Here is a 22,208-nt window from a genome sequence, read left to right as displayed (position 1 = left end):
CTGGCTAGTTACCGAAATAAGCGTGCGTCAGCTGCTCCGGCTGCAACCCTTGCGCCGGGCCGGTCAGCGACACCCGCCCCTTCAACAGGCAATAGATCCGCTCCGACGTCGCGAGCGCGCGCTTGACATCCTGCTCGACCAGCACGACGGCGGTGCCCTCGCGGCGAATGTCGGCAAAGGAGCGATAGATCTGCTCGACCACGACAGGCGCGAGCCCGAGCGAGATCTCGTCGCACAGCAACAGCCGCGGGTTCGACATCAGCGCGCGGCCGATCGCCGCCATCTGCTGCTGGCCGCCGGAGAGCTGGCCCGGAAACATCCGCCGCCGCTCTTCCAGGATCGGGAACAGGTCGAACACCCGCCGCAGCGTCCAGCTGCCCTTACGACGGTTGACGCTGCCCATCAGCAGGTTCTCCTCGATGGTCAGCGAATCGAACAGCAAGCGCCCCTCGGGAACCATGATGAGCCCGAGCCGCGACACCTGCTCGGCCGGCATCTGCGAGATGTCGATGCCGTCGAAATGCACCGCCCCTTTCCGCTCCTCGTTGAGCCCGACCAGCGCCTTCAGGAATGTCGACTTGCCGGCGCCGTTGGCGCCGACCAGCGCCACCGCCTCGCCGTCCGCGACGGTGAAGTTCATGTCGAACACGGCCTGGAGATCGCCGTAGAAGATCTGCAGGCCGTTCACATCAAGCAACGCCATCGGCCTTCAATCCCATGTAGATCTCGCGCACCACGGCGCTGTCCATCACCTCGGCCGGCGGCCCCTCCAGCACCTTGCGGCCAAAATCGAGCACCAGGATCCGATCCGAGACCGCGCGCAAAGCGTGCGGAATATGCTCGATCCAGATCATGGCGTGATCTGCCTTCACCGACTTGATGATGGCAACGAGACGCTCGACCTCGGGCTCGGTCAGCCCGGCCGCTATCTCGTCGAGCAGGATCAGCTTGGGCTTCGAGGCCAGCGCCTTGGCGAATTCCAGCCGCTTGCGATCGATCAGCGGCAACGCGCCCGCGAGCTTGTCCGCCTTGGCGTCGAGCCCGGTGCGCTGCAAAACCTCCATCGTCCAGCTCGATGCCGCCTCGCCATACAGACCCGCGCCGTAGGACGCCGCGACCAGCGCGTTCTCGTAGACCGACAGATGCGGGAACGGCTGCGGGATCTGGAACGCGCGGCCGAGCCCCATCCGCGCCCGGCGATGCGGCGGCAGGCCCGATATCTCCTTGTCGTCGAGCATGATCGAACCGCCGTCGGCCGTGAGCAGGCCGACGATCAGGTTCAGCAGCGAGCTCTTGCCGGCGCCGTTCGGGCCGATCACGCCGAGGCATTCGCCGCGCGCCAGCTCGAAGCTGACGTTATCGGCGACCACGATCTCGCCGAAACGCTTCGACAGCCCGCCGACGCGCAGGAGCGGTGCCATGTCAGGCGAGCTTCGACAGCAATGCGAGATCGGCCTGCTTCGGGATGAACGGCGCCGTCCCGTTGTGCACGATGAGCAGCTCGTATTTCGCCTTGCCGCCCTTGGTCTTGCGCCATTGCCCGCCCGACAGCGAGGTCACCGCGACGTTCTTGATCGGCGTTCCCTTGAACTTCACCGGTCCGACCACCGTCTCCATGTCGAGACCCGCGATGGCATCGCGCAGCGAGTTCTTGTCCTTCGGATCGCTGTTCTGCAAAGCAGCAAGCGCAACTTCCCACAGAGCATGCGCGTAGCCGATCGGCTGGGTCCATTGCTTGCCCGTCGTCTTCTCCCATTCGGCGGCGAGCTCGGCGGCGCTCTGCCCGGTCAGCGACGACTTGAATGGATAGGCGGGCGTCCACCACACCTCGGTCGACATGCCGTCGCCGCGATCGCCGAGCGCGTTCACCGCGCTCGGGAACAGGAATGCCGCCGCCACCGTGCAGATTTGCGGTTTGAACCCGGCCTGCGCCGCCTGGTTCCACAGCGTCACCCAGTGATTGCCGTACGTGAATCCGGACACGATATCGACGCCGTTGCTCTTGAACGACGACACCTGGTTGGTGAAGTCATCGGTCGCGATCTGGAATTTTCCGGCGGAGAATTCCTGATAGCCTGCCCCCGCGATGCCGCCGGGTAGACCGACCTTCGGGTCGGAGAACGCCTGGCCGGCGGGATTGTCGATGTAGAGCGTGCCGACCTTCTTGTTGGTGTCGACCGACTGCCACATGCCGAGGAAATTCTTCACGACATCATCGGCGCCCCAGAAGAAGTGATAGCTGTAGGGGAAGCCCTTGTCGGGCGTCGACTTGCGCGGAAACATCCAGCCCTGCCACGGCACCATGGTCGAAATCGACGGAATGCCACGGGCGTCGGCGAGCTCCTGCACCGGAGCCTGCGCGTCGCCATCCTCGATCAGGATCAAGTCGCATTTCTCGCGCAGCACCAGTTCGCTCGCGACCACCGACGAGCGGTTCGGGTCGGATTGATTGTCCTTGAAGACAAACTCGACCTGCCAGGTCTTGCCGCCGATCTTCAGGCCGTCCTTCAGCCGGGCTTTGATGCGCTCGTGGATCCAGGTGTCGGGCTCGGCAAACGGCGCGCGGACGCCGGAGAGGCATCCGACCCATCCGATCTTGATGGTGTTGCCGGCGGCCCGCGCGACGTTCACCAACGGCACATTCATCGCCGATGCGAGGCCGGTCGCACCGGCCGCCTTCAGCAGCGTGCGCCGGTCGAGCCGGCCGGACGATATCGTCTTTGAATTCTCCGTCATGTCCCTCTCCCCTCAACAATTGCCTGATGTAACTGCCGCCTAAGCCGCAGATCGTTGGATCGCTCCACGGCTCACCGCGGCAAATTTGCACAAGGTGTTCTCGATGATCTGGCGCGGGATGCCGCGCACGATGAAGACGAGCCGCGAGCGCCGGTCCGCCGACGGCCAGCCCTGCAGCGTGATCGGCGGATGGAACACGTGCTGCACGCCATGCACCACGACCGGCGCATCGAGCTGTTCGGCAACATGCACGATCGCCTTGAAGCGCAGCAGGTCCTCGCCCTTGAGCGCGGCGACATAGTCGAGCCAGCGCCCAAACGCCTCGCGCTGGATCGGCTCGTCGATGATCAGGCTGTAGGACGAGACATCAGTGTCATGCGCGTGATGGCTGTGATGACCGCAATTTGCGCCATCGCAATCGTGATCGGCGTGATGATGCGGCGCATTCGCCGCCTGCGACGCCAGATCGAACCAGCGCACCACATCGGCCGAGCGGGCCGACGGATCGAACAGCCCGGCATCGAGAACCTTTGCCGGATCGACCATCCCGTTCCGCACATGCGAGCGCGTCGCGACCGGGTTGATCGCGGCGAGCCGCGCGTCGAGCTGCGCGAGGGCATCGTCGCTAGCCAGGTCGGTCTTGGTCACCAGCAGCCGGTCGGCGACGGCGATCTGCCTGACGGCCTCGTCATGCGTCGCGAGGGTATGTGCGCCGTTGACGGCATCGACGGTAGCGACCACGCCGTCGATCCGGTAGCGGCCAACGATATCGGGCGCCGTCATCAGCGTGTGCAGCACCGGCACGGGATCGGCCAGACCCGTGGTCTCGACCAGCACGCGGTGGAACGGCGGGATCGCCCCAGTGGCGCGGCGGGCGGCGAGATCGGCCAGCGTCTCGATCAGATCCTCGCGCACCGAGCAGCAGATGCAGCCATTGTCAAGCAGCGCGAGGCGATCCTCGCTGCTCTCGACCAGGAGGTGATCCAAGGCCACCTCGCCGAACTCATTGATGATGGCGACGACGCCATTGAGCTCCGGCTGGCGCAGCAGATGGTTCAGCACCGTGGTCTTGCCGCTGCCGAGGAAACCGGTGAGCACCGTGACCGGGATCTGATCCACAGCGATCATCACGCACCCCGCTCGTAGACCTTGCGGCCTTCGAAGAAGGTCATCTCGACCCGCGTGTCGGCGAGCTGATCCGGCGGGATGTCGAAGATCATCTGGTCGAGCACGATCAGGTCGGCCGACTTACCGACCTCGATCGAACCGATCGATTGGCCGAGACCGGCCGCCCGCGCGGCATCGATGGTGTAGATGTCGATCACGGTGGCGAGATCGAGCGCCTGCTCGGCCCACAGCGACTTGCCGGGAAAATCCCCGGTTGGGTTTTGCCGGGTCACCATGCCCTCGATGCCCTGCCAGGGATCGGGAATCGGAATCACCGGCCAGTCCGAGCCGCCGGCCATTAGCGCGCCGGCCGCCTTCAGGTCCTTGTTCGGCCAGAAGCGCTGCGCGCGCTCCTCGCCCATCGCGGCCTTGTGCGCCTCGAGGAAGATGGTCGGATACCAGATGATCGGCGACAGATCGGCCGCGACGCCGAGTTCGGCGAAGCGCTTGATGTCATCGGGCGCGATGTAGCTCGCATGCGCGATCTGGTGGACCAGATCGGTCGCCCCGTTGAAGCTGCGCACGACATCGATCGCGTCGAGCGCCTGCGTCACCGCGGCATCGCCCGCGCAATGGATCTTCGCGGCAAGGCCGAGCTTCTCGCAGCGCCCGAGCCAGCGGATCAGGTCGGGTACGGTCAGCATGGTCGATCCGCGGAAACAGCAGCCGCGCACGGGATCGGCCAGATAGGGCTCGTGGAACGCCGCGGTCTTGGCGCCGGGCACGCCGTCGAGAAACACCTTCACATAGTCCGGCTTCACATGCGCGCCGCGATATTGCTCGCGCAGCGCAAACAGCTCCTCGCCGGCCTTGCCGAACATGAAGCCCGGCTCGACCACCGGCATCGCGCAGACCGCCCAGGCGGTCAGCTCGCCGCGATCATCGAGTCCCTTCAGCGCCGCCATGATCGGCTGCATGCTGGCGGCGTCGATGAAGGCGGTGACGCCATAGGCGTTCAGCACCGAGATCGAACGCGCCACCGCCGCACGGTCCATCTCGGCCGTGTAGTGACCGGAGGCCGCGAGCGCCCGCTCGACCACGCCGGAGGCGGCCTCGATCATGATGCCGGTCAGCGTCCCGGTCTTGAGGTCGCGGCCGATCTCGCCGTCGGTCGGGTCGGCGGAATCGGCCTGCACGCCTGCAAGCCGCAGCGCCGCCGAGCTCGCCCAGCGATTGTGATAGGTGTCATCGCGCAGCACGACGGGATGTCCGAGGCACGCCGCATCCAGCAGTGCGCAGGACTCCGCGGTGTTCATCTCGTTCAGGAGATTGTTGCCGAACTGCCCGCCGACGATCCAGGCGCCGGGCGCCGCCACTGAGGCGGCCTTGTGCAAGGTCTCGGCGATCCTTGGCACGCTGTCGGCGTTGGAGAAGCGCAGCTCGTAGAGATCGGCCTGCCCGCCCATCATGATGTGATTATGGATGTCGATGATGCCCGGCATCGCCATGCGTCCACCGAGATCGACGGTCTTGGTCCCCTCGCCGACCAGCGCCGCGACGTCGCGCTCCTCGCCCACGGCGATGAAGCGGCCGGCCTTCACGGCTGCGCACGCCGCCCAAGGCTGCGCCCGGTTCGACGTGTAGATCCGGCCGTTGCGGAAGACCGTGTCGGCGAATGTCCTGTTCATACGGATCAACTTCTCGATTGGGAAAGTCCGGAGCGATCAGCCTTCGCCGTGCGGTGCACAGGTCGGAACCGCGTACGGCGCCGGCATGATGGCAAAGGTTCGGCATGTCAGCGTCGGGAACAATCCACCATCCGGTGGATGCTACGGCCTGACGGATTCAGGAGGCGGAAACGAGCAGCCGTCGGGGAGCCGCGCGATCGACGCGGCTCCCTTTCACTCCGTCTCGCGCTGTACGCCGGCGCGTGCGCTATTTGGTGAACATCGGACGTTTGGGCGGCGTCGCCGGCTCGTCCGGCACCCACAGCCGGAAGCTCAGATTGGCGAACACCGAGTAGCCCTTGGTGATCGACGCAGTATCGATTCCGGGCGGGCCCGCGGTGCCGCCGGAGGCATTCGAGGAGAACTCATGCGTCGCCCAGACCGTCAGCGCAGCCGGTCCGAAATTGTAACCAACCAGGCCGCCGCCGGCCCAGATGTTGTACCGGTTGACGTTGATCGCGCCGTTGTAGAACGCGCTCGACGTATCGCCGGTCACCTGTCCTGCGTAGTAGGCGATCGGCCCGAAGGTCCAGTTGCCGATGGTCTTGGCGGCAGTGAATTCGGCGTGGAAGACGTCGCCGGAGCGATAGCCGGTGATCGAGTTCCTGGTGTTGATCTCATGGTACAGATTGGCCGTGAGATTCCAGCCGTCCTTCAGGTAGGACACGACCAGCTCAGGCTGGAAGGTCCACCAGGGATTGCCGACATTGTTCAGGCCGGACGGACCGCTGATCGATCCGTTCGGCACGTACATGCCAAGGCCGGTCTTCACGAAGAAGCCGCTGTCGCCGAGATTCCAGCTCAACTCCCCCGGCACGATGAAGGTGTTGTGCATGCCGGCCTGCTGGACGTTAATCGGTCCGCCGACATCGGCCATGATCCAGGGCTGCACGATGACCGCATCATATGTCGCGCCGAGGAACGTCCAGCCCGGCACCCACAGGAGACCAGATGCTTCGACGGCGGCGTGGACCGGCGTCGATGCGCCACCGACGTTGGGCGCACCCGGGCCGACGATGTTCGCCTGATAGGTGAAGACCTGATTGAAGCTGTAAAGGCCGGGCGGTGGCGCGCCGGCCGTGCCTCCGCCCAGCGTGATGCCCGGCTTCTGCGCCCAGCCGGGAGAGCCGAACTCGTACGCATTGGCCGATGTTGCGCCCACACTTGCTGCGACCAGCGCGGCGACGGCAATCTTTCGATGTGTTGTCATGTAGCCCCCTTGTCCCGACCGCGCTGCATCGCATGTCGATCGACGATCGATCGTGCAGGCTCCGCGCGGAGCGGGCGAAATCTAGAAAGGGGATTTCAACCGGCGTTATCCGGAATCGGCAGAAGCAACCGCCGTACAGTGAAAATTCCTAACGTGAGGCGGATGCCACACGCTGCACGGTGCGCGAGGGCAGCTCGCCAAACAGTTGCCGATAGTTTTCGGTGAAGCGGCTCCAGTGCCAGAAGCCCCACCGCGCCGCGACGTCGCCGATCGAGACCGGCTGCCCCGTCGCGGCAAGCGCACGGAGTTCGCGGCGCACCGCGTTCAGCCGCAGCGTGCGCAGATACTGTAGTGGCGTCAGCCCGAGCGCGTCCTGAAAGCATCCTTGCAGCGTCCTGCGGCTGACGCCGATATGACGGCAGAGTTCGGCGATGCGCGGCGGATCCTCGACCCGCTCGAACACATATTCGCGGATGCGGTCGACCGTTTGCTTTTGTGCGGTGCAGCCGCGAACGTCGCTCCAGTCGTTCTCCGACAGGACGTCGGCGAGCGCACCGACGAGGCTGTCCTGGAGCGAGCGGCGTACGTGCTCGAACCCGAGCGCCGGTCCCAGCCGCTCACCCTGGTCGCAGAGCCGGCGAAGGCCATGCTGAAGACCGACGAGGCCGGGTCCGCTGAAGAAATGCTGCTGCCCGCGAAGGCCCGCGATGAAGTCGGCCGCGCGGGTCTCGCCGAGCGCATCCAGGCATGAAAACAGCCGATCGCGGGCGACAGCGACCGACACGACGTCGACCCGCGTCGACGTCAGCAACGGCAGCAGGTTCGGCCGTCGCTGAGCAACAGATGCGGAAACACCAGCGGACGGCCGTTGTAATATCCGGGATTGGATACAGCGAGCGGCAGGCTGAAGACGAGCGCATCCGGCCAGGCAGAGCCTTGCTTGAGCAGGGCCTGCGTCGTCGTCTCCCGGACGATCTCCAGACCGCGGAGGCGGATCATCACCAGTCGTCCGGCAAACCTTCCCGACGACACCTGGTCCATTCGCATGTTCCAGCCGCTGATGCGCCCGGCATAGTCGTTCGCATCGACCGACTCGACGATCGACACGCCGGCCATGTCGGCCGCGGCGCGTTTGTCGCTCATGATGCACTCCCCCAGCATCCAGCTTGGTGAGCGCGCAGAGCGGTAACAATCAACCGTTAGAACGATACCGTCGAGGTAACCTGGTTTGTCCCTAGAAACCGAGCGCCAGCCCGTCCTTGCGGTGGTCGGAAGCGCCGAGCAGAACGCCGCGCGCATGGTCGATTTGGATCGCCTGGCAGCCGCCGATCGGCTCCTCGGAGAAGTGGGCATCGTGGCCGCGGGCGCGCAGCTCGTCGCGGATCGCTTGCGATATCGTCGTCTCCAGCGACAATGCGCCGTCGAAGGCAAAGGAGCGCGGTGCCTCGGCCGCCGCCTGGATGTCCATCTTCATGTCGAAGATGTTCGACAGCAGATTGGCATGGCCGACGGCCTGGTAGTGTCCGCCCATCACGCCGAACGACATCACGGTCCTGCCGTCCTTGCGCAGCAGGCCCGGAATGATGGTGTGCATCGGGCGCTTGCGCGGCCCGAGCGAATTGAGATGTCCGGGCCGGGCGCGAAAACTCCAGCCGCGGTTGTGCAGCAGGACGCCGGACTTCGGCGCATAGATGCCGCTGCCGAACGGATAGAACAGCGAGTTGATCAGCGAGACGGCGTTGAGGTCGCGGTCGACCACCGTGACATAGACGGTGTCACGGTGCTCGATATCGTCCCAGGCCGCGGGCGCGGACGCGCGGCGCATGTCGATCTTGCTGCGGATCCTCCCGATATAGTCTTCGGCAAGGAATGCGGCGGGATCGATGTTGCTGGTGGTTGGATCGCAGAAGAAGGCGTCGCGCGCGCGGTAGGCGGCCTTGGTCGCTTCGGCCAGCAGATGGATCCGATCGGCCTGCGCCAGCGCGCCGACATCGAAGCCGGCAAGTGCCCGCAGGATCATCAGCGCCGCCAGGCCCTGCCCGTTCGGCGGACACTCGATCACGTCGTGGTCATGGTAGCGGGCCGAGATCGGGCGCACGTAGTCCGAGGTCTGCGCCGCGAAATCATCGGTGCTGTGGGCGCCGCCGAGCCCGCGCAAGATGCCGGCCATCTCGACGGCGGCCTCGCCTGCGTAGAACGCCTCGCGCCCGTGCTGCGCGATCCGGCGCAGGGTCCGGCCAAGCGCAGGCTGCGTGCGGATGTCGCCGACCTCAGGCGCCTTGCCGCCGGGAAGGAACTGCGCAGCGGCATTGGCGTCGATCTCGATCCGCGCCCGGAAGCGGCGCCAGTCTTCCGCGACGCGCGGTGTCACGCAAAAGCCCTGCTCGGCCGCCGCAATCGCCGGCCGGAAGATCTCCTCCAGCGACCTGCTGCCGTGATCGGCGACCAGCCTGCACCACGCGTCGATGGCGCCGGGCACGGTCACAGCCTCAGGTGCGGTCGGCGGAATGTCGCGCGCGCCGCTGTCGGCATATTTTTCAGTATCGGTGCCGGCGGGCGTGCGGCCCGAGCCGTTCAGCGCGATCGGCTCGCCGGCCTTCGGCGAATACAGCGCAAAGCAGTCGCCGCCGATCCCGGTCATCTGTGGCTCGACGACGCCCTGCACCGCCACCGCCGCCACCGCGGCATCGACGGCATTGCCGCCGGCCTTCAACATCTCGACTGCGGCAAGCGTCGCCTGCGGGTGCGAGGTTGCGGCTATGCCACGCTCCGCAACCGCCACCGAGCGGCCGATGGCCATGAAATCACGCATGTCGGATCCTCAAATGCTGTGAGCGGCAGCCGCTCGCCAACATTGTCGAAAACGACACCGGTCCTTGGCGGAGTCTCGGCCGGCTGCGCGGCGAGCGGCAATCCACCTAACGGTGGATCGGTGAATACAGGCGAGGTTTGTCTCGCTGGACGCTTTCCCGAAGCGGCGAATTGATTCAACGGCAACGCTGCAAAACCTGTCAAACCTGGGCGTGACGAGTGCTTTGGCCTATCTGAGTAGTTGCGTTTTCGCCGGTTAGTTCTGCGGTGGTTAACTGGTTGCCAAGCTCAGAGCGCGATGGCACGCTGTCATGATCAATTTGGCTCATGTTTGATTTCCAATGCGGATGTCATCTCGCAAAGAGATTCATGGCACCAGGCGAAATCAGTTCGGTTGCGGGGCTGGTTGGTTACGCATTGCCGCGCCTCTGATCACACTTTCATGCGGTGTCGTGGTTCACGATGTGCACGCGGCGTCGCCCACGGAAGAGTCGGGCCCACAGGTGACAGCATCCGAACCGTCGGCTCAAGCCGATGCTCGGAGCGCGCCGCCAGGCGCGGACCGAGCGAGCCCCGAGGCTCTGCCTACGACGGAAACCGAGAAGCAGTCCGAGCAAGCATCTCAGACGGCCAACGTTGTCGACTCGCTCAAGGCCGCTCCTGACAATGTCGATACAGTCTTGGTCCTGGACGAGTGCTTTGTTGCCGAGGCATGCATCGACCGGTTCCTTGGAGTACTTTACACGCGAGCGCCGAAGACCGACTGGATCGTCGTGTATGAGAAAACGGACGTAACGATCAAGCGGAAGGGAAAACAGATCACCGTCACTCGCAGCATCCCCAAGCGGGTCGAAAATGACTTCGGATGGAAGGACCCCAAAGCAGCAGACAAAGCCGGCATGCCTCTGATGGATTACGTGATCGGAGGGATGGATCGAGCCTTCAAGGGAAAGCTGTTCTATTTGCTCCATGCAGCAGAACAGGCCGGACTGGCACCTGGGATCACAAGCGGATTCCGGGACGACTATCGCCAATCAATCGCAAGCGGGCTGAAGGCCGCGAATGACAAGTCCTATCACGGTGGCAGTTCGCGAGGAGGCTATGGTCACGGGCTCGCCGCAGACGTCATCAGCATGAACGGCGGGAGCAAGGACGAGCGCGTAATCGAGACCAAGCGATTATGGAAATGGATCGACGAACACGAAAAGCAGTTCGGAGTCGGACGTCCATATTTGAATGGAGACCCAGCGCATCTCGGACCAGTCGACGGTCAGGAATACGTAGCTCATCGTTCAGCATCGAGCCACGCCAGGCTGATCGGCAAGCGACACACCCGAATTGCAGCATCTTCCAGGCATGGCGTGAAAACGCGAGCAAAGTCAAAGGCAGCGACGAAGCCTGCGACAACGAAAATCAGCTCGCGCCTGTGATCGGCGCACCTGTCGCTGCGCTTCGAATGTGCGCTCCGGCGAGCCCCAGCTCAGGGGGTGAGCTGGGGCTCACGGCGGCTTCGGAGACTGTAGCGGCCAGCCTCCAGCCATGACGTTACGCCTCTCCCCTGAATTTCATCCACCAGGAACCGCTATTGCTGCGCCGCGCTACTACCTTTGCGCTGCTGAGTCTGCTCACCGCGAGATCTGTTACTCAGAGCTAGTTCAGAATGGCAATTGTCGCGCGCAACTGTCGATTTTACTATGTCCTCAGTCGTGCGGATTGGCCGACGTCAGCCCCACACCCCGACCATGCACATCGCGCGATCAGGGATCGCCGCTTCGGCCCACGGAGCGACGGTCCCGCCCCATTCGGGATGCGACAAACTAACCCGACGGGCAACTCAGCAAAACGTGTCAACCCCTCGCCAACAAGATAATTCGGTTAATCGGAACTGCAACTCGGTGTATGGTTGACGCATCTCACCCGATCGAGGGGCGCTGCGCATCGTCACGGGTGTTGCGGTGAGATGCGGTGGACGTTGATTGCGCAACTGACGAGTGCGCACGAGACGGACGGTGAAGTCGTGTGGTCCTGACGCCCTAGCGGCAGGTGTCTCCCCGCAAAGCGCGCAAGCGCTTTTGCGGAGACGGTGACAACCAAGCCCAGTCTCGCCGGGGAGAGCACGAAGTAAGCCGTAACCCATCGCGCAGGGAAAGCCGGAGTCTCCGGTTACACCTGTGGTCCTACCCCCGAGCTTTCTACCTTTTGCTCGGGGCCCATGGGTGCGATCGGCACCCGGCTTTCCCTGCGCCCTCTGTTCGAGGAGGGCGGAACGAAGAGCAGAGCTCGGACGATTCATGTCGCGAGAATGTGGAGCCATGACTCACAGACCGCGCCACTCACTCAGTGTCGTCCTGGCGAAAGCCAGGACCCATTACCACAAATGGCAATTGCTGTGCGACGCTGGAGCCATAACCCCGTTCACAATCAAATGCGGTGGTTATGGGTCCTGGCTTTCGCCAGGACGACGCCTGGAAGGCAGCTGGATCGCGACACCCCCGCCTCAATGCGGCCGCGACATCAGCGCGACGACGGCGGAGCGGGTCTCGACGCCGAGTTTCTCGAAGATATGGATCAGATGCGTCTTCACCGTCGCGAGACCGATGCTCAGGCACTCGCCGATCTCACGGTTGGTGCGGCCGCAGCACAACAGCTCGACCACTTCCATCTCGCGCGAGGTCAGTCCGTAGCGCGTCGGCTCGTCGGGATTCGGGGACAGGCGGCTGGTCAGGTTGAACTCGAGGTAGTCATGGATCTTCTCGGCGATGTGCATGCTGCCGTCGGGAATCGCACAGCCTGGCGCCCAGAGTACGCTCATTCCGGCCACGATCCGGTCGTTGCGGCGGAAGAAGAACTCGATCATGTCGGCGACGCCGCATTGGCCGGCAAACGCACGATAGGTCGCCGCCTCCTGGGACGCACATTGGTCGAGCGCGATGCTCAGCCGGGCGATCGGCCGGTTGCTCGCGGAGCGCGGATGCAACGGATCGAGCCGGTTCATGCCGGCAAGATACTGGTCGTGGAAGCTCGGCGGAACGTTGCTGCTGAGCACGAAGCGGTTGAGGGTCAGATTGCCGTCGACCTCGTAGAACGCGGTCGCCGAGCCTTCGAGAATCCCGCGCGCGAACTGGATGGCCTGTGTTGTTGCCGGATCCGGTCGGCCCAGAAGCGCGATCATGACCTACCTCCCGATGTTTCCCGATGGCGAACGTCTGCGCGTCGCATGGCGGCCACGCTGAGACAGACGCGGGGCATAGTCAAGCAAATTGCGGGCCAAGCGCACATCCCGGAAACGGTTACGCCGGAGTAACCCGGACATGACCTCCACCATCTGGTTGATTGCGAACGGCGCGACCTATACGGAACTTTTGCACGTCCCCGATATCATTATTGGATCAACAATGAACTCGCGTCGCATCATGGCCGCCTTCCCGTCGGCGGCCGACGAACAAGTCACGCTCGCCAACTGGCGTCAGCATCCCTTCAGCGAGTGGGCATTCCGCAATGTCCGCGAGCTGCTGCCCACCGCCAACATCGCGCGCGCCTCGACGCCGGCCCCACTGTCCTTTGCGCCGCGCTATCTCGACGACGTCAGCTTCGCTGACCCGCGCGGCGAGACGGTCGGCGTCGGCCAGGCCCTGCGCGCAAGCCACACCGACGGCATCGTCGTGTCGCATCGCGGACAGGTCGCTTTCGAATGGTATGCCCACGGCCTGGCACCGGACACCCCGCATCTGATTTTTTCGGTCAGCAAGTCGGTCGCCGGAACGCTTGGCGGCATCCTGGCCGATCACGGCAAGCTCGATCCCGACGCGCCGGTGACGCGCTACATCCCGGAGATGGAGGGATCGGTCTATGGCGGCAGCTGCACGGTGCGCCACCTGCTCGACATGAGCGTCGGCATCCGCTTCGACGAGGACTACATGGCGCGCGACGGTGACGTCATGAACTACCGGCGCTCGACCGGCTGGGAGCCGCCGGACCCGACCGTGCCGCCGACAAATCTACGCGACTATCTGCGCACGCTGCGGCCGAACGGTACGCCGCACGGGCAGACCTTCCACTACGTCTCGACCAACACCGACGTGCTCGGCTGGGTCTATGAGCGCGCCTGCGGCATATCCTACGCGAAGATCCTCGCGCAGTATCTGTGGCAGCCGATGGGCGCCGAGCACGACGCCTACATCGCCGTCGACTCGCGCGGCGCGGCCCGCGTCGCCGGCGGCATCTGCGCGACACTGCGCGATCTCGCCCGCTTCGGCGAGATGATGCGCAACCACGGCATCAGCAACGGACGGCAGGTGGTGCCTGGCTGGTGGGTCGACGACATCAGGCAGAACGGCAATGCCGAGGCCTGGTCGCGCGGCGACCTGACCAAGGTGTTTCCGAACGGCAACTACCGCAACAAGTGGTACACGATCGATCGCAACGAAACCCCGTTCGCCGCCGTCGGCATCCACGGCCAATGGATCTACATCGATCCGGCCAGCGAGACCGTGATCGCGCGCGTCTCCTCGCAGCCGCTGCCGATGGACCTCGATCTCGATCACATGTGGATGCGCGGCTATCGCGCGATCGCGGCCAGGCTTGTTGGCAAGGCCTGACGGAACGCGACGGGGGGAGTCAACGACGACGCGCTATTCGATCGGCGGCCGCCGCGTATGCCAGTCCGTCACCGACTGGAACGCGGCGCCGGCGCGGACCAGCACGTCTTCGGAGAGATGCGGGCCGACCAGCTGCATGCTGAGCGGCATCTGGTCCGACGCCATGCCCATCGGCAGCGCGATGGTCGGGCTGCCCGAGAAGTCGAACACCGCCGTGAAGCGCAGGATGTTCAGGAGGACGTTGGGGTCGGCGCCGTACTCGCTCATCTTCGTCAGAGTCGGGATCGGCACCGGCATCGTCGGGATCAACAGGAGATCGATATCCTCGAACATCGCGGAGAGGCTGCCGCTGAACTTCAGCCGCTCGTGATGGATCGCGGCGATATCGACGCCGCTCGTCGCCCTGCCCTGCTCGATCAGCTGCGCGAGGTCCGGTCCATATTCCGACTTGCGCGACGGATAGGTGTCCAGATGCGCCTCCGCCGTTTCCACCGAGCACATCGCAATCCACTGGCTGACGAGCTTCTGATAGGGCGGGAAATGCACCTCACGGATGTCGGCACCGAGATCGGCAAGCGCGCGCTCGGCCTGTACCAGGGCGGCGACGACCTGCCGATCGATTCCCTCCTGGGTGTATCTGCGATCGACGCCGATCCGCACGCCCCGGATGCTCTCGCCGACGCCGGCCAGATAGTTCGGCACCGGGGCGCGCAAGGCGGTCGGATCGTTGGCATCCGCGCCGGCGATGACGCCGAGCATTGCCCCGGCATCCACGGCGCTGCGGCACATCGGCCCGACGTGATCGAGCGAGTCCGCCAGCGGGAAGATGCCGTGCCGGCTGACGCGGCCCCAGGTCGGCTTGATGCCGGTCAAGCCGCAGGTCGCCGACGGAAACCTGATCGAGCCGCCGGTGTCGCTGCCGATGGAGCCGTAGCAGAGGCCCGCCGACGTCGCGACACCCGATCCGCTGGACGAGGAGCCGACCCAGTAGTTCACATTCCACGGATTGAGCGGGGCCTGCACGGCCGGATGATGGCTGGTATAGGCGCCCTCCGTCATCTTGAGCTTGCCGAGCGTGACCGCGCCGGCGAGCTCAAGCCGATCCACGATCGTGGCATTGAAGGACGGCACGAACTTCGCATGGATTGTCGTGCCGCCCGCGGTCGGCGCAAACGTCGTGTAGCAGAGGTCCTTCAGCCCGATCGGAACGCCATGCAGCGGGCCGCGCCAGATGCCTTTGGCGATCTCCGCATCGCGCTGCTTCGCCTGCGCCATGGCCCGCTCCGCCAGGACGAGCGCATAGCCATGAAACTGACCATCGAGCTTCGCAATCCGGCCGAGGATCGCCTCCGTGATCTCCGAGGGCTTCGCCTCGCCGCGGCGAATGAGCCCGGAGATCTCGGTGATGGACTTGTAGTGCAATGGATCCGCTGACATGTCGTTGTGGCCCCGGCTAGAACTGAACACCGCGCGTCAAGGCGCCGTCCACGACGAGGTTGGTCCCCGTGATGAAGCTCGCCGCCTTGCTCGCCAGGAACACCGCGGCGTTCGCCATCTCCTGCGGCGTGCCCATGCGGCCGGTCGGGTTGAGCGCCAGCGCGGTCTTGTACAGTTCGGGATTACCGTCCTTGATCATGTTCCAGACACCGCCCTCGAAATAGGTGTTGCCCGGCGACACCGAATTGGCGCGGATGCCCTTCGCCGCGAGCTGGTAGGCCAGCCCCTGCGTGTAGTGGATGATCGCAGCCTTGAACGTCCCGTAGGGACCGCTGGCAAAATCGACCTCGCGTCCCGACACGCTGGAGATGGTGACGATCGCCGCCGCCGCGCTCTTCTCGAGATACGGCATCGCGGCGTTGACGAGCCGCACCGTCCCCATCATGTCGGTGGAGAATTCCTTCTCCCAACTCTCCTCGTCCTGCCCGATCGAGAGCGCGCTGACATTGGCGACCACGACATCGATGCCGCCGAGCTTTCCAGCCATGTCGGCGACCCAGGCCTTCAGCGCGGGTCCGTCCGAGACGTCCACCGCACCGCCGAATGCCGCAACGCCCTTGGCCTTGATCGCGGTAACCGCTGTGTCGACATCCGCCTGATTGCGCGCGCAGATGCCGACATTGGCACCCTCGGCCGCGAACGTATCGGCGATCGCGCGCCCGATCCCCCTGGTGCTGCCGGTCACGAGAACCTTTGCTCCCTTGAGTCCCAGATCCATATCCATTCCCTCCGTTGTTATCGATTATGGAACGCGTACTTCCTCACCACATGGCGCGGCCGATCAAAGCAGCAGCTGCGCGCGAACATTGTCTGCGTTGACCTCCTCACCGGCCAGCGATCGCGTGATCTTGCCCTTTTCCATGGTGTAGCAGCGCTGGGCGATCGCCAGGATGGTGTCGAGGTTCTGCTCGACGAAGATGATCGTCGTCCCGAGCTCGGCGCGGAACGATTGCAGCGCTTCGCAAATGTGCTGCACGATCGAGGGCTGGATGCCCTCCGATGGCTCGTCGAGGATCATCAAAGAGGGATTGCCGATCAACGCGCGGCCGATCGCAAGCTGCTGCTGCTCGCCGCCCGACATGGTGCCGGCGATCTGGCGCCGGCGCTCCTTCAGGCGCGGGAAATACGTGTAGACGAGTTCCGGCAGCTTCTTTCCGTCGGGTCCGCCGATCAGCTCGCCGACCTGCAGGTTCTCCTCGACGCTCATTTGCGGAAATACATCGCGGCCCTGCGGAATGTAGCCGAAGCCGGCGCGCGCCCGCGCATCGGCCTCGAACTGCGTCACATCCTGATCCATGAACGTGATGGTGCCGCGCCAGCTCTGCAGCAGGCCGATCAGGCACCGCATCAAAGTCGACTTGCCGACGCCATTGCGGCCGATCACGCCGACGATCTCGCCACGCGCGACCTGCATGCTGACGCCCTGCAGGATCGGCGTCGCGCCGTAGCCCGCCCAAAGTCCCGATACGTCAAGGATGCGATCAGTGGGCATGGGTCTTACCCAAATAGATTTCCGCGACCTTCTCGTCTTCCAGAATGGCTTCGAGGCTGCCGCGCGCGAAGATCTTGCCAAGATGCAGAACGGTGACGCGCTGGGCGACCTGACGCACGAACGCCATGTCGTGCTCGACGACCAGGACCGTCATGCCCTCGGCATTGAACGACTTGACCAGTTCGCCGGTCTTGTAGGTCTCCTCCGGCGACATGCCGGCGGTCGGCTCGTCCAGGAGCAGAAGCTGCGGCTGCAATGCCAGCGCCATCCCGATCTCCAGCCATTGCTGCTGGCCGTGCGACAGCGCACCGGCGAGCTTGCCAGAATCCTCGGTCAGATCGAGCAGCGACAGCAGCCGCTCTTCCTCAGCCCGGCATTCCGCGCCCGAAAGCCGTTCCTGCAGCGCAATCTGGATGTTCTGCCGCACCGGCAATTCCTTGAACACGCTCGGCGCCTGCATCTTGATGCTCATGCCGCGCTGCACCCGCGCGTAGGGTCGCTCCGCGGTGATGTCGACGGAGTCGAAGAAGATGCTGCCGGTGGTCGGCGGATAGAGGCCGACGACCAGCTTGAACAGCGTGCTCTTCCCGGCCCCGTTGGGGCCGATCAGGCAATGGACCTCACCGGCATTGACCATCAGGTCCACATCGGAGACGGCAGTCAATCCGCCGAAGCGCTTGGAGACGCCTTTTATATCGACCAGTGCCATGGTTCAGGTCTCATCCGATTGCAGACGGCCGGCATCCGCCAGCGCGGGGGCCTCGTCGCGCCGCCGACGCCTGGTCCACCAGTCGACAACGAGCTTGCCGATACCAAGCACAAAGCCCTGCGGCGCCAGCATCACGGTGGCGAGCAGGAGGACACCCATCAGCACGAGCGCCGCCTGCTGGCTGTAGACCGTGATGGTCTGGAAGCCGAACAGCAGCAGGAACGACCCGACCAGGGTCGCGGTCAGATCATTGCGTCCGGAGAACGCCACCCACACGATCGGCATCGCGGCCGCCGGGAGGCCGATGCTGGACGGCGTGATGAACTGCCCCCAGGACGTGTACAGCGCGCCGCTCAGTCCCGCGAGGCCGCTACCGATCACGAAGGTCAGGAGCTGATACTTGCGGACGTCGTAGCCGAGCATCTCGGCGCGCTGCGGATTTTCCCGCGTCGCCACGATCACATTGCCGATGCTCGAGTTCACCAGCATGCGCAGCGCGATGTAGACGATCACGATCAGCGCGATCATGAGGTAATAGAGCGCCGATCCCTCGATATCGAAGCTGCCGACCGTGAGCGGATCCATCCCCTTCATGCCGTTGAAGCCGTTGAGCCGGGCCGGACCGATATGCCATTCCGGTCCTGCCGTCTGCCCGAGGAAGAAGGCCAGCACCAGCGTTGCCGACAGCGTCACGATGCCGAAGAAGATCCCGCTAATCCCGCCCCAGATCATGAAATAGCCGAGGACCCCTGCCGCCATCATCGCGATGACAACCGAGAGCACGAGCGCGGCGATCGTGGCCGTTCCCCCGCCCATGTTGATGGCGAGCACGCCATAGCCGTAGCCTGCGATGCCGAAGAAGAAGGTCTGGCCGAACGACAGCATGCCGCCGTAGCCCCACATCAGGCAGAGCCCGAGCGCCATGAAGATCCAGATCAGGAAGTAGGCAAAGTTGCCGACATCATAGGAGTCGGCGAACAGCGGATAGATCAGCGCGCCCGCCAGCACGGCAACAAAGCACGACCAGAAGATCTTTCCGCGTCCGAGCGTCTGCGAGCCGTCGAGCAGCTTCAACATCAGAAATTCCCGTCTAGCGTCCACGACGAACCAGCACGCTGGATAGCCCTTCAGGCAGCACCCGTATGATCAGGATCACAGCAAACAGCATGCCGATCTGCCCGATGATCTGCCCATAGCTCGCATTGAGCGCCATCCTGATCATGGCCAGGAACACCGCAGCCGGTGCGGTTCCGAGCAGGACATTGGCGCCGCCGATCACGACGGTGACAAAGCTCTCGACCACGAAGGTCGCGCCCATGGTCGGGATCAGCGTCATGGTCGGCGCATAGAGCGCTCCGCAGAGTCCCGCGAGCGCCGTGCCGATCCCGAAGCTGATGGAATAGATGCGCCCCGTCCGCGCGCCGAGCGCCTTTGCCATTGCCGCGTTCTGCATCGTGGCGCGCGCGATCACGCCAAAGCGCGTCTTCATGAAGATGATGTAGAGCCCGGCCAGCACCGCGACCGCACAGCCGAACAGCACGAGGCGATACGTCGAGAAGGTGTAGCCTCCGATCGCAAAGCTTCCTTCCGGCGTGCCGATGCCGCGCACCGCGGAGCCTACGATCAGCAGCATCGACTGGGTCACGATCAGGCTGAGGCCCCAGGTCGCGAGCAGCGAATCGAGCGGACGCTTGTAGAAGCGCCGCACGATCAGCAACTCGACGATCATGCCGATGATCCCCGCGGTCAGCGCGGCCAGAATCTGGGCGATCGGGAGCGGCACGCCGAGATTCACGAGCCCGACCGTCACATAGGCCCCGCACATGATGAACTCGCCATGCGCCATGTTGATGACGCCCATCATGCCGAACACGATGGCAAGGCCCGCTGCCGACAGGATCAGGAACGCGAAGACGTCGGCGAACTGATAGAATACCGAGAAGAGTTCAGCCGACATTCCACTCTCCGTGATCACGGCGCCGCATCATTGCGGCGCCGGTTCGCTTCAAAGCCGTGATGCAAAACACGAGCAAGATTCGTGCCCGATTGCGTCACGATTTGCTGGGAAGATGACTCGGCGTGTACTGATCCTTGTCGTTCTTCTTGGTGAGGTCGCAGCCGATCTCGCCGAGCCAGTATGGCTGGATCGTCCCGTAGTCCTTCTCGACGGTCACCTCATGCTTGGGCCCGACCGAGATCAGGCGCATGCGGTGCGACGTATGCTGGCTCTTCGGATCGATGCAGACCTTGCCCTCGGGGGCGTCGATGCAGGCATCACCGGTCGCGATCACCTTGCGCATGTCCTCGAGCTTGGTCGACTTCGCCTTCTCGACCAGCGCCTTGTACATGTAGAGCGCGTTATAGGCATTGTAGCCCATGTCGTTGATGTAGAGCTCGTCGGGGAACTTGGCGTGCCAGCGCTTCTTGAAGTCGTTGGCTTCGGGCGTGTCGATCTCCTCGAACCAGTTGGCGGTCGCATGCATGTTATTGAGCGCCGGCGGCTTGAACCGCTTGTGCTCAAAGCCGAGCATGACCTTGATCGAGGACCCCATCGGCAAATTGAGGTTGGCGGCGGCCGCCTGCTCGAAGAACGAGTCCTGTGCGGCACCGACATTAATCGTCAGCAGCCTAATCCGGTTTCGCCTTCTGGATATTCTGGATCGTCTGCGCGAATTGCGATACGCCGAGCGGGATGAACTCCTCGCCCACGACCTCGCCGCCGAGGTCCTTCATGATCTTGCGGTTCCACTCCGCGGAGATCTGGCCGAAATTATAGTCGGCCGCGATGACGTAGACCTTCTTGCCGAACTTCTGGACCATCCAGGGGATCAGGGTCGAGAACTGCTGCTCCGGCACCGCGCCCATGCTGACCATGGAGGCATCGCAGACGCCGCCTTCATACTGGTTCGTGTAGAAATACGGCGTGGTGGTGCGATCGACGATCGGACGCAGCGCCTCGCGCGACGCCGAGGTAATGCCGCCGATCAGCACGTCGACCTTGTCGCGGTTGAGCAGCCTTCGGCCGAACTCCTGGTAGCGGGCGTTGTCGCCCTGTGGATCGAGATGGATCAGCTCGATCTGGCGGCCGAGAATGCCGCCGCTCTTGTTGATCTCCTCGACCGCCAGCTGCGATCCATGCAGCTTCGGCATGCCCATGAATGCCAGATCGCCGGAGACATCCTCCAGCAAGCCGACCTTCAATGGCGGGTCGGCCGCCTGAGCAGCACCAATGACCGCCGTCCCGAGCACGGCACCAAGCAAAGCCATTCCGACTATACGCCCCGAATTCATCGCGATGTTCCTTGTCGTTGAAAGATGTGGAAGTCACGCCTTGAGGTAATTCTTCAGGATCGACGCCCCCATCGTGTATTTGGGGTCGACCATGTTGCCGAGCCGCATGCGGCCGGCCTGGCTGAGCAGCATGTAGGCGTCGATCTCGTCGAAGCCGTAGTCGGCGCTCATCCAGCGCACGAGCTCCCGATAGGCGATCCGCGCTGCGTCCTCGAGCGGCCGCGCGCTGCCGATCGTCATGATGAAGTCGCGGGTCTCGAGCCGCGGCCAGGCAAAACTCCAGTTCTTGATCAGATCGATCTGCAGCGTGACGGTGGCGCGCTGCTCGAGCGCGACGCCCGAGAGCTCGCCGTCGCCCTGCGTGGCGTGGCAGTCACCGACATAGAGCAGCCCGCCTTCGGTATGCACCGGAAAATAGATAATCGAGCCAGGTGCGACGTCAGGCAGGTCCATGTTGCCGCCGTGATAGTCGGGCTGCAGCGAGGAGATCGCCTCGATCTCGGGCGACACGCCGATCGTGCCGATGAACGGCTCATAGGGCAGCGTGATCTTGTCGTTCCAGCGCACGCCGTTGCGGTCGACGTGCAGCTTCTTGACGCGCTCCGGCAGCGGCGGATTGAGCAGCGCCGTGGATGCCGTTCCGACCAGGCCGCCGAACTCCGGAATGATGCAGGTCGTGCCGGCCGGCTGCGCGCCGCGGGTCTCGACGTCGCGGATATAGACGGCGAGGCAATCGCCTTTCCTGGCGCCCTTGACCGCGATCGGCCCGCATTGCGGGTTTAGATAGGGGAAATTCAGCTTCGCCGTAGGGCTGTCGCTTTCGCTGGTGAGTACGCCGCCGAAGGCATCCTCAGTCTCGACGACGACCACCCCGCCCGGATCGATCGACAGGGTCGGCTTGGCATAAGGTCCATAGACGTAATTGAAGCTGCCCTGTTGCTCGATCGTCAAACTATGGGTCGTGCCGGTCGCGCCCTTGGCGACGGCCCGCTTGGCCATGATGGAACTCTTCAACCAGTCTTCGGTCATG

General features: G+C 64.2%; 19 protein-coding genes and 1 pseudogene. 2 read left to right on the top strand and 18 right to left on the bottom strand.

Annotation, left to right across the window (positions count from 1 at the left end):
• Positions 1-4: 4 nt before the first annotated feature.
• The 9 genes from ACVIGB_RS48655 to ACVIGB_RS48615 form a co-directional block, all read right to left on the bottom strand.
• Complete coding sequence (locus ACVIGB_RS48655; RefSeq protein ID WP_092125419.1) at positions 5-703, bottom strand: ABC transporter ATP-binding protein; 699 nt, start codon at positions 701-703, stop codon at positions 5-7.
• Positions 690-1,421, bottom strand: a complete 732-nt coding sequence (locus ACVIGB_RS48650) for an ABC transporter ATP-binding protein (protein ID WP_456723903.1) — start codon at positions 1,419-1,421, stop codon at positions 690-692. Before ACVIGB_RS48650 ends, ACVIGB_RS48655 begins: the two co-directional genes overlap by 14 nt.
• 1 nt (position 1,422) lies before the next feature.
• Positions 1,423-2,736, bottom strand: a complete 1,314-nt coding sequence (locus ACVIGB_RS48645) for an ABC transporter substrate-binding protein (protein ID WP_244549898.1) — start codon at positions 2,734-2,736, stop codon at positions 1,423-1,425.
• Between the two features lie 39 nt (positions 2,737-2,775).
• A complete protein-coding gene (locus ACVIGB_RS48640) occupies positions 2,776-3,864 on the bottom strand; it encodes a CobW family GTP-binding protein (RefSeq protein ID WP_456725252.1) in 1,089 nt (362 codons plus the stop codon).
• A complete protein-coding gene (locus tag ACVIGB_RS48635) occupies positions 3,864-5,531 on the bottom strand; it encodes an amidohydrolase (RefSeq protein WP_092125416.1) in 1,668 nt (555 codons plus the stop codon). The genes ACVIGB_RS48640 and ACVIGB_RS48635 overlap by 1 nt, the downstream gene beginning before the upstream one ends.
• A gap of 247 nt (positions 5,532-5,778) precedes the next feature.
• Positions 5,779-6,780 carry a SphA family protein gene (locus ACVIGB_RS48630; RefSeq protein WP_456723904.1) on the bottom strand — a complete coding sequence of 334 codons (1,002 nt, stop codon included), beginning with the start codon at positions 6,778-6,780 and terminating at the stop codon, positions 5,779-5,781.
• 148 nt (positions 6,781-6,928) lie between these two features.
• Entirely contained in the window at positions 6,929-7,591 is a 663-nt protein-coding gene (locus ACVIGB_RS48625) for a helix-turn-helix domain-containing protein (RefSeq protein WP_456723905.1), read from the bottom strand.
• A complete protein-coding gene (locus ACVIGB_RS48620; protein WP_456723906.1) occupies positions 7,585-7,923 on the bottom strand; it encodes a hypothetical protein in 339 nt (112 codons plus the stop codon). Before ACVIGB_RS48620 ends, ACVIGB_RS48625 begins: the two co-directional genes overlap by 7 nt.
• A gap of 91 nt (positions 7,924-8,014) precedes the next feature.
• Positions 8,015-9,592 carry a gamma-glutamyltransferase family protein gene (locus tag ACVIGB_RS48615; protein ID WP_456723907.1) on the bottom strand — a complete coding sequence of 526 codons (1,578 nt, stop codon included), beginning with the start codon at positions 9,590-9,592 and terminating at the stop codon, positions 8,015-8,017.
• Between the two features lie 502 nt (positions 9,593-10,094).
• Between ACVIGB_RS48615 and ACVIGB_RS48610 the strand changes: the two genes are divergently transcribed.
• Positions 10,095-11,021 (top strand): D-alanyl-D-alanine carboxypeptidase family protein, encoded by a 927-nt coding sequence (locus ACVIGB_RS48610; RefSeq protein ID WP_456723908.1) that lies wholly within the window; start codon positions 10,095-10,097, stop codon positions 11,019-11,021.
• A gap of 1,067 nt (positions 11,022-12,088) precedes the next feature.
• Here ACVIGB_RS48610 and ACVIGB_RS48605 read toward each other — a convergent pair.
• On the bottom strand, positions 12,089-12,763 hold the full coding sequence (locus ACVIGB_RS48605; protein WP_456723909.1) for a response regulator transcription factor: 675 nt from the start codon (positions 12,761-12,763) through the stop codon (positions 12,089-12,091).
• Between the two features lie 223 nt (positions 12,764-12,986).
• On the opposite strand from ACVIGB_RS48605, the gene ACVIGB_RS48600 reads away from it, so the two are divergent.
• Positions 12,987-14,189 carry a serine hydrolase domain-containing protein gene (locus tag ACVIGB_RS48600; RefSeq protein WP_456723910.1) on the top strand — a complete coding sequence of 401 codons (1,203 nt, stop codon included), beginning with the start codon at positions 12,987-12,989 and terminating at the stop codon, positions 14,187-14,189.
• Positions 14,190-14,222: 33 nt separating this feature from the next.
• On the opposite strand, the gene ACVIGB_RS48595 is transcribed toward ACVIGB_RS48600, so the two are convergent.
• From ACVIGB_RS48595 to ACVIGB_RS48560, 8 genes and pseudogenes are all read right to left on the bottom strand, one after another.
• A complete protein-coding gene (locus ACVIGB_RS48595; protein WP_456723911.1) occupies positions 14,223-15,626 on the bottom strand; it encodes an amidase in 1,404 nt (467 codons plus the stop codon).
• 16 nt (positions 15,627-15,642) lie between these two features.
• Positions 15,643-16,404, bottom strand: coding sequence for an SDR family NAD(P)-dependent oxidoreductase (locus ACVIGB_RS48590; RefSeq protein WP_456723912.1), 762 nt, complete (start codon positions 16,402-16,404; stop codon positions 15,643-15,645).
• Positions 16,405-16,467: 63 nt separating this feature from the next.
• Positions 16,468-17,178, bottom strand: coding sequence for an ABC transporter ATP-binding protein (locus tag ACVIGB_RS48585; protein WP_456723913.1), 711 nt, complete (start codon positions 17,176-17,178; stop codon positions 16,468-16,470).
• The gene (locus ACVIGB_RS48580; RefSeq protein WP_456723914.1) at positions 17,168-17,887 is read right to left on the bottom strand and encodes an ATP-binding cassette domain-containing protein; all 720 of its coding nucleotides are present in this window, start codon (positions 17,885-17,887) and stop codon (positions 17,168-17,170) included. The genes ACVIGB_RS48585 and ACVIGB_RS48580 overlap by 11 nt, the downstream gene beginning before the upstream one ends.
• A 3-nt stretch (positions 17,888-17,890) precedes the next feature.
• Positions 17,891-18,964 carry a branched-chain amino acid ABC transporter permease gene (locus tag ACVIGB_RS48575; RefSeq protein WP_456723915.1) on the bottom strand — a complete coding sequence of 358 codons (1,074 nt, stop codon included), beginning with the start codon at positions 18,962-18,964 and terminating at the stop codon, positions 17,891-17,893.
• Between the two features lie 13 nt (positions 18,965-18,977).
• Positions 18,978-19,844, bottom strand: a complete 867-nt coding sequence (locus ACVIGB_RS48570; RefSeq protein WP_456723916.1) for an ABC transporter permease subunit — start codon at positions 19,842-19,844, stop codon at positions 18,978-18,980.
• Between the two features lie 94 nt (positions 19,845-19,938).
• Positions 19,939-21,154 (bottom strand): annotated as a pseudogene (locus ACVIGB_RS48565) (urea ABC transporter substrate-binding protein).
• Between the two features lie 57 nt (positions 21,155-21,211).
• Positions 21,212-22,207, bottom strand: coding sequence for an acetamidase/formamidase family protein (locus ACVIGB_RS48560; RefSeq protein WP_456723918.1), 996 nt, complete (start codon positions 22,205-22,207; stop codon positions 21,212-21,214).
• Position 22,208: the final 1 nt, after the last annotated feature.

The sequence above is a fragment of the Bradyrhizobium sp. USDA 4341 genome, from assembly GCF_054063755.1.
The sequence above is the reverse complement of the archived record's forward strand: the minus strand, read 5'-3'. Positions and strand labels throughout refer to the sequence as shown.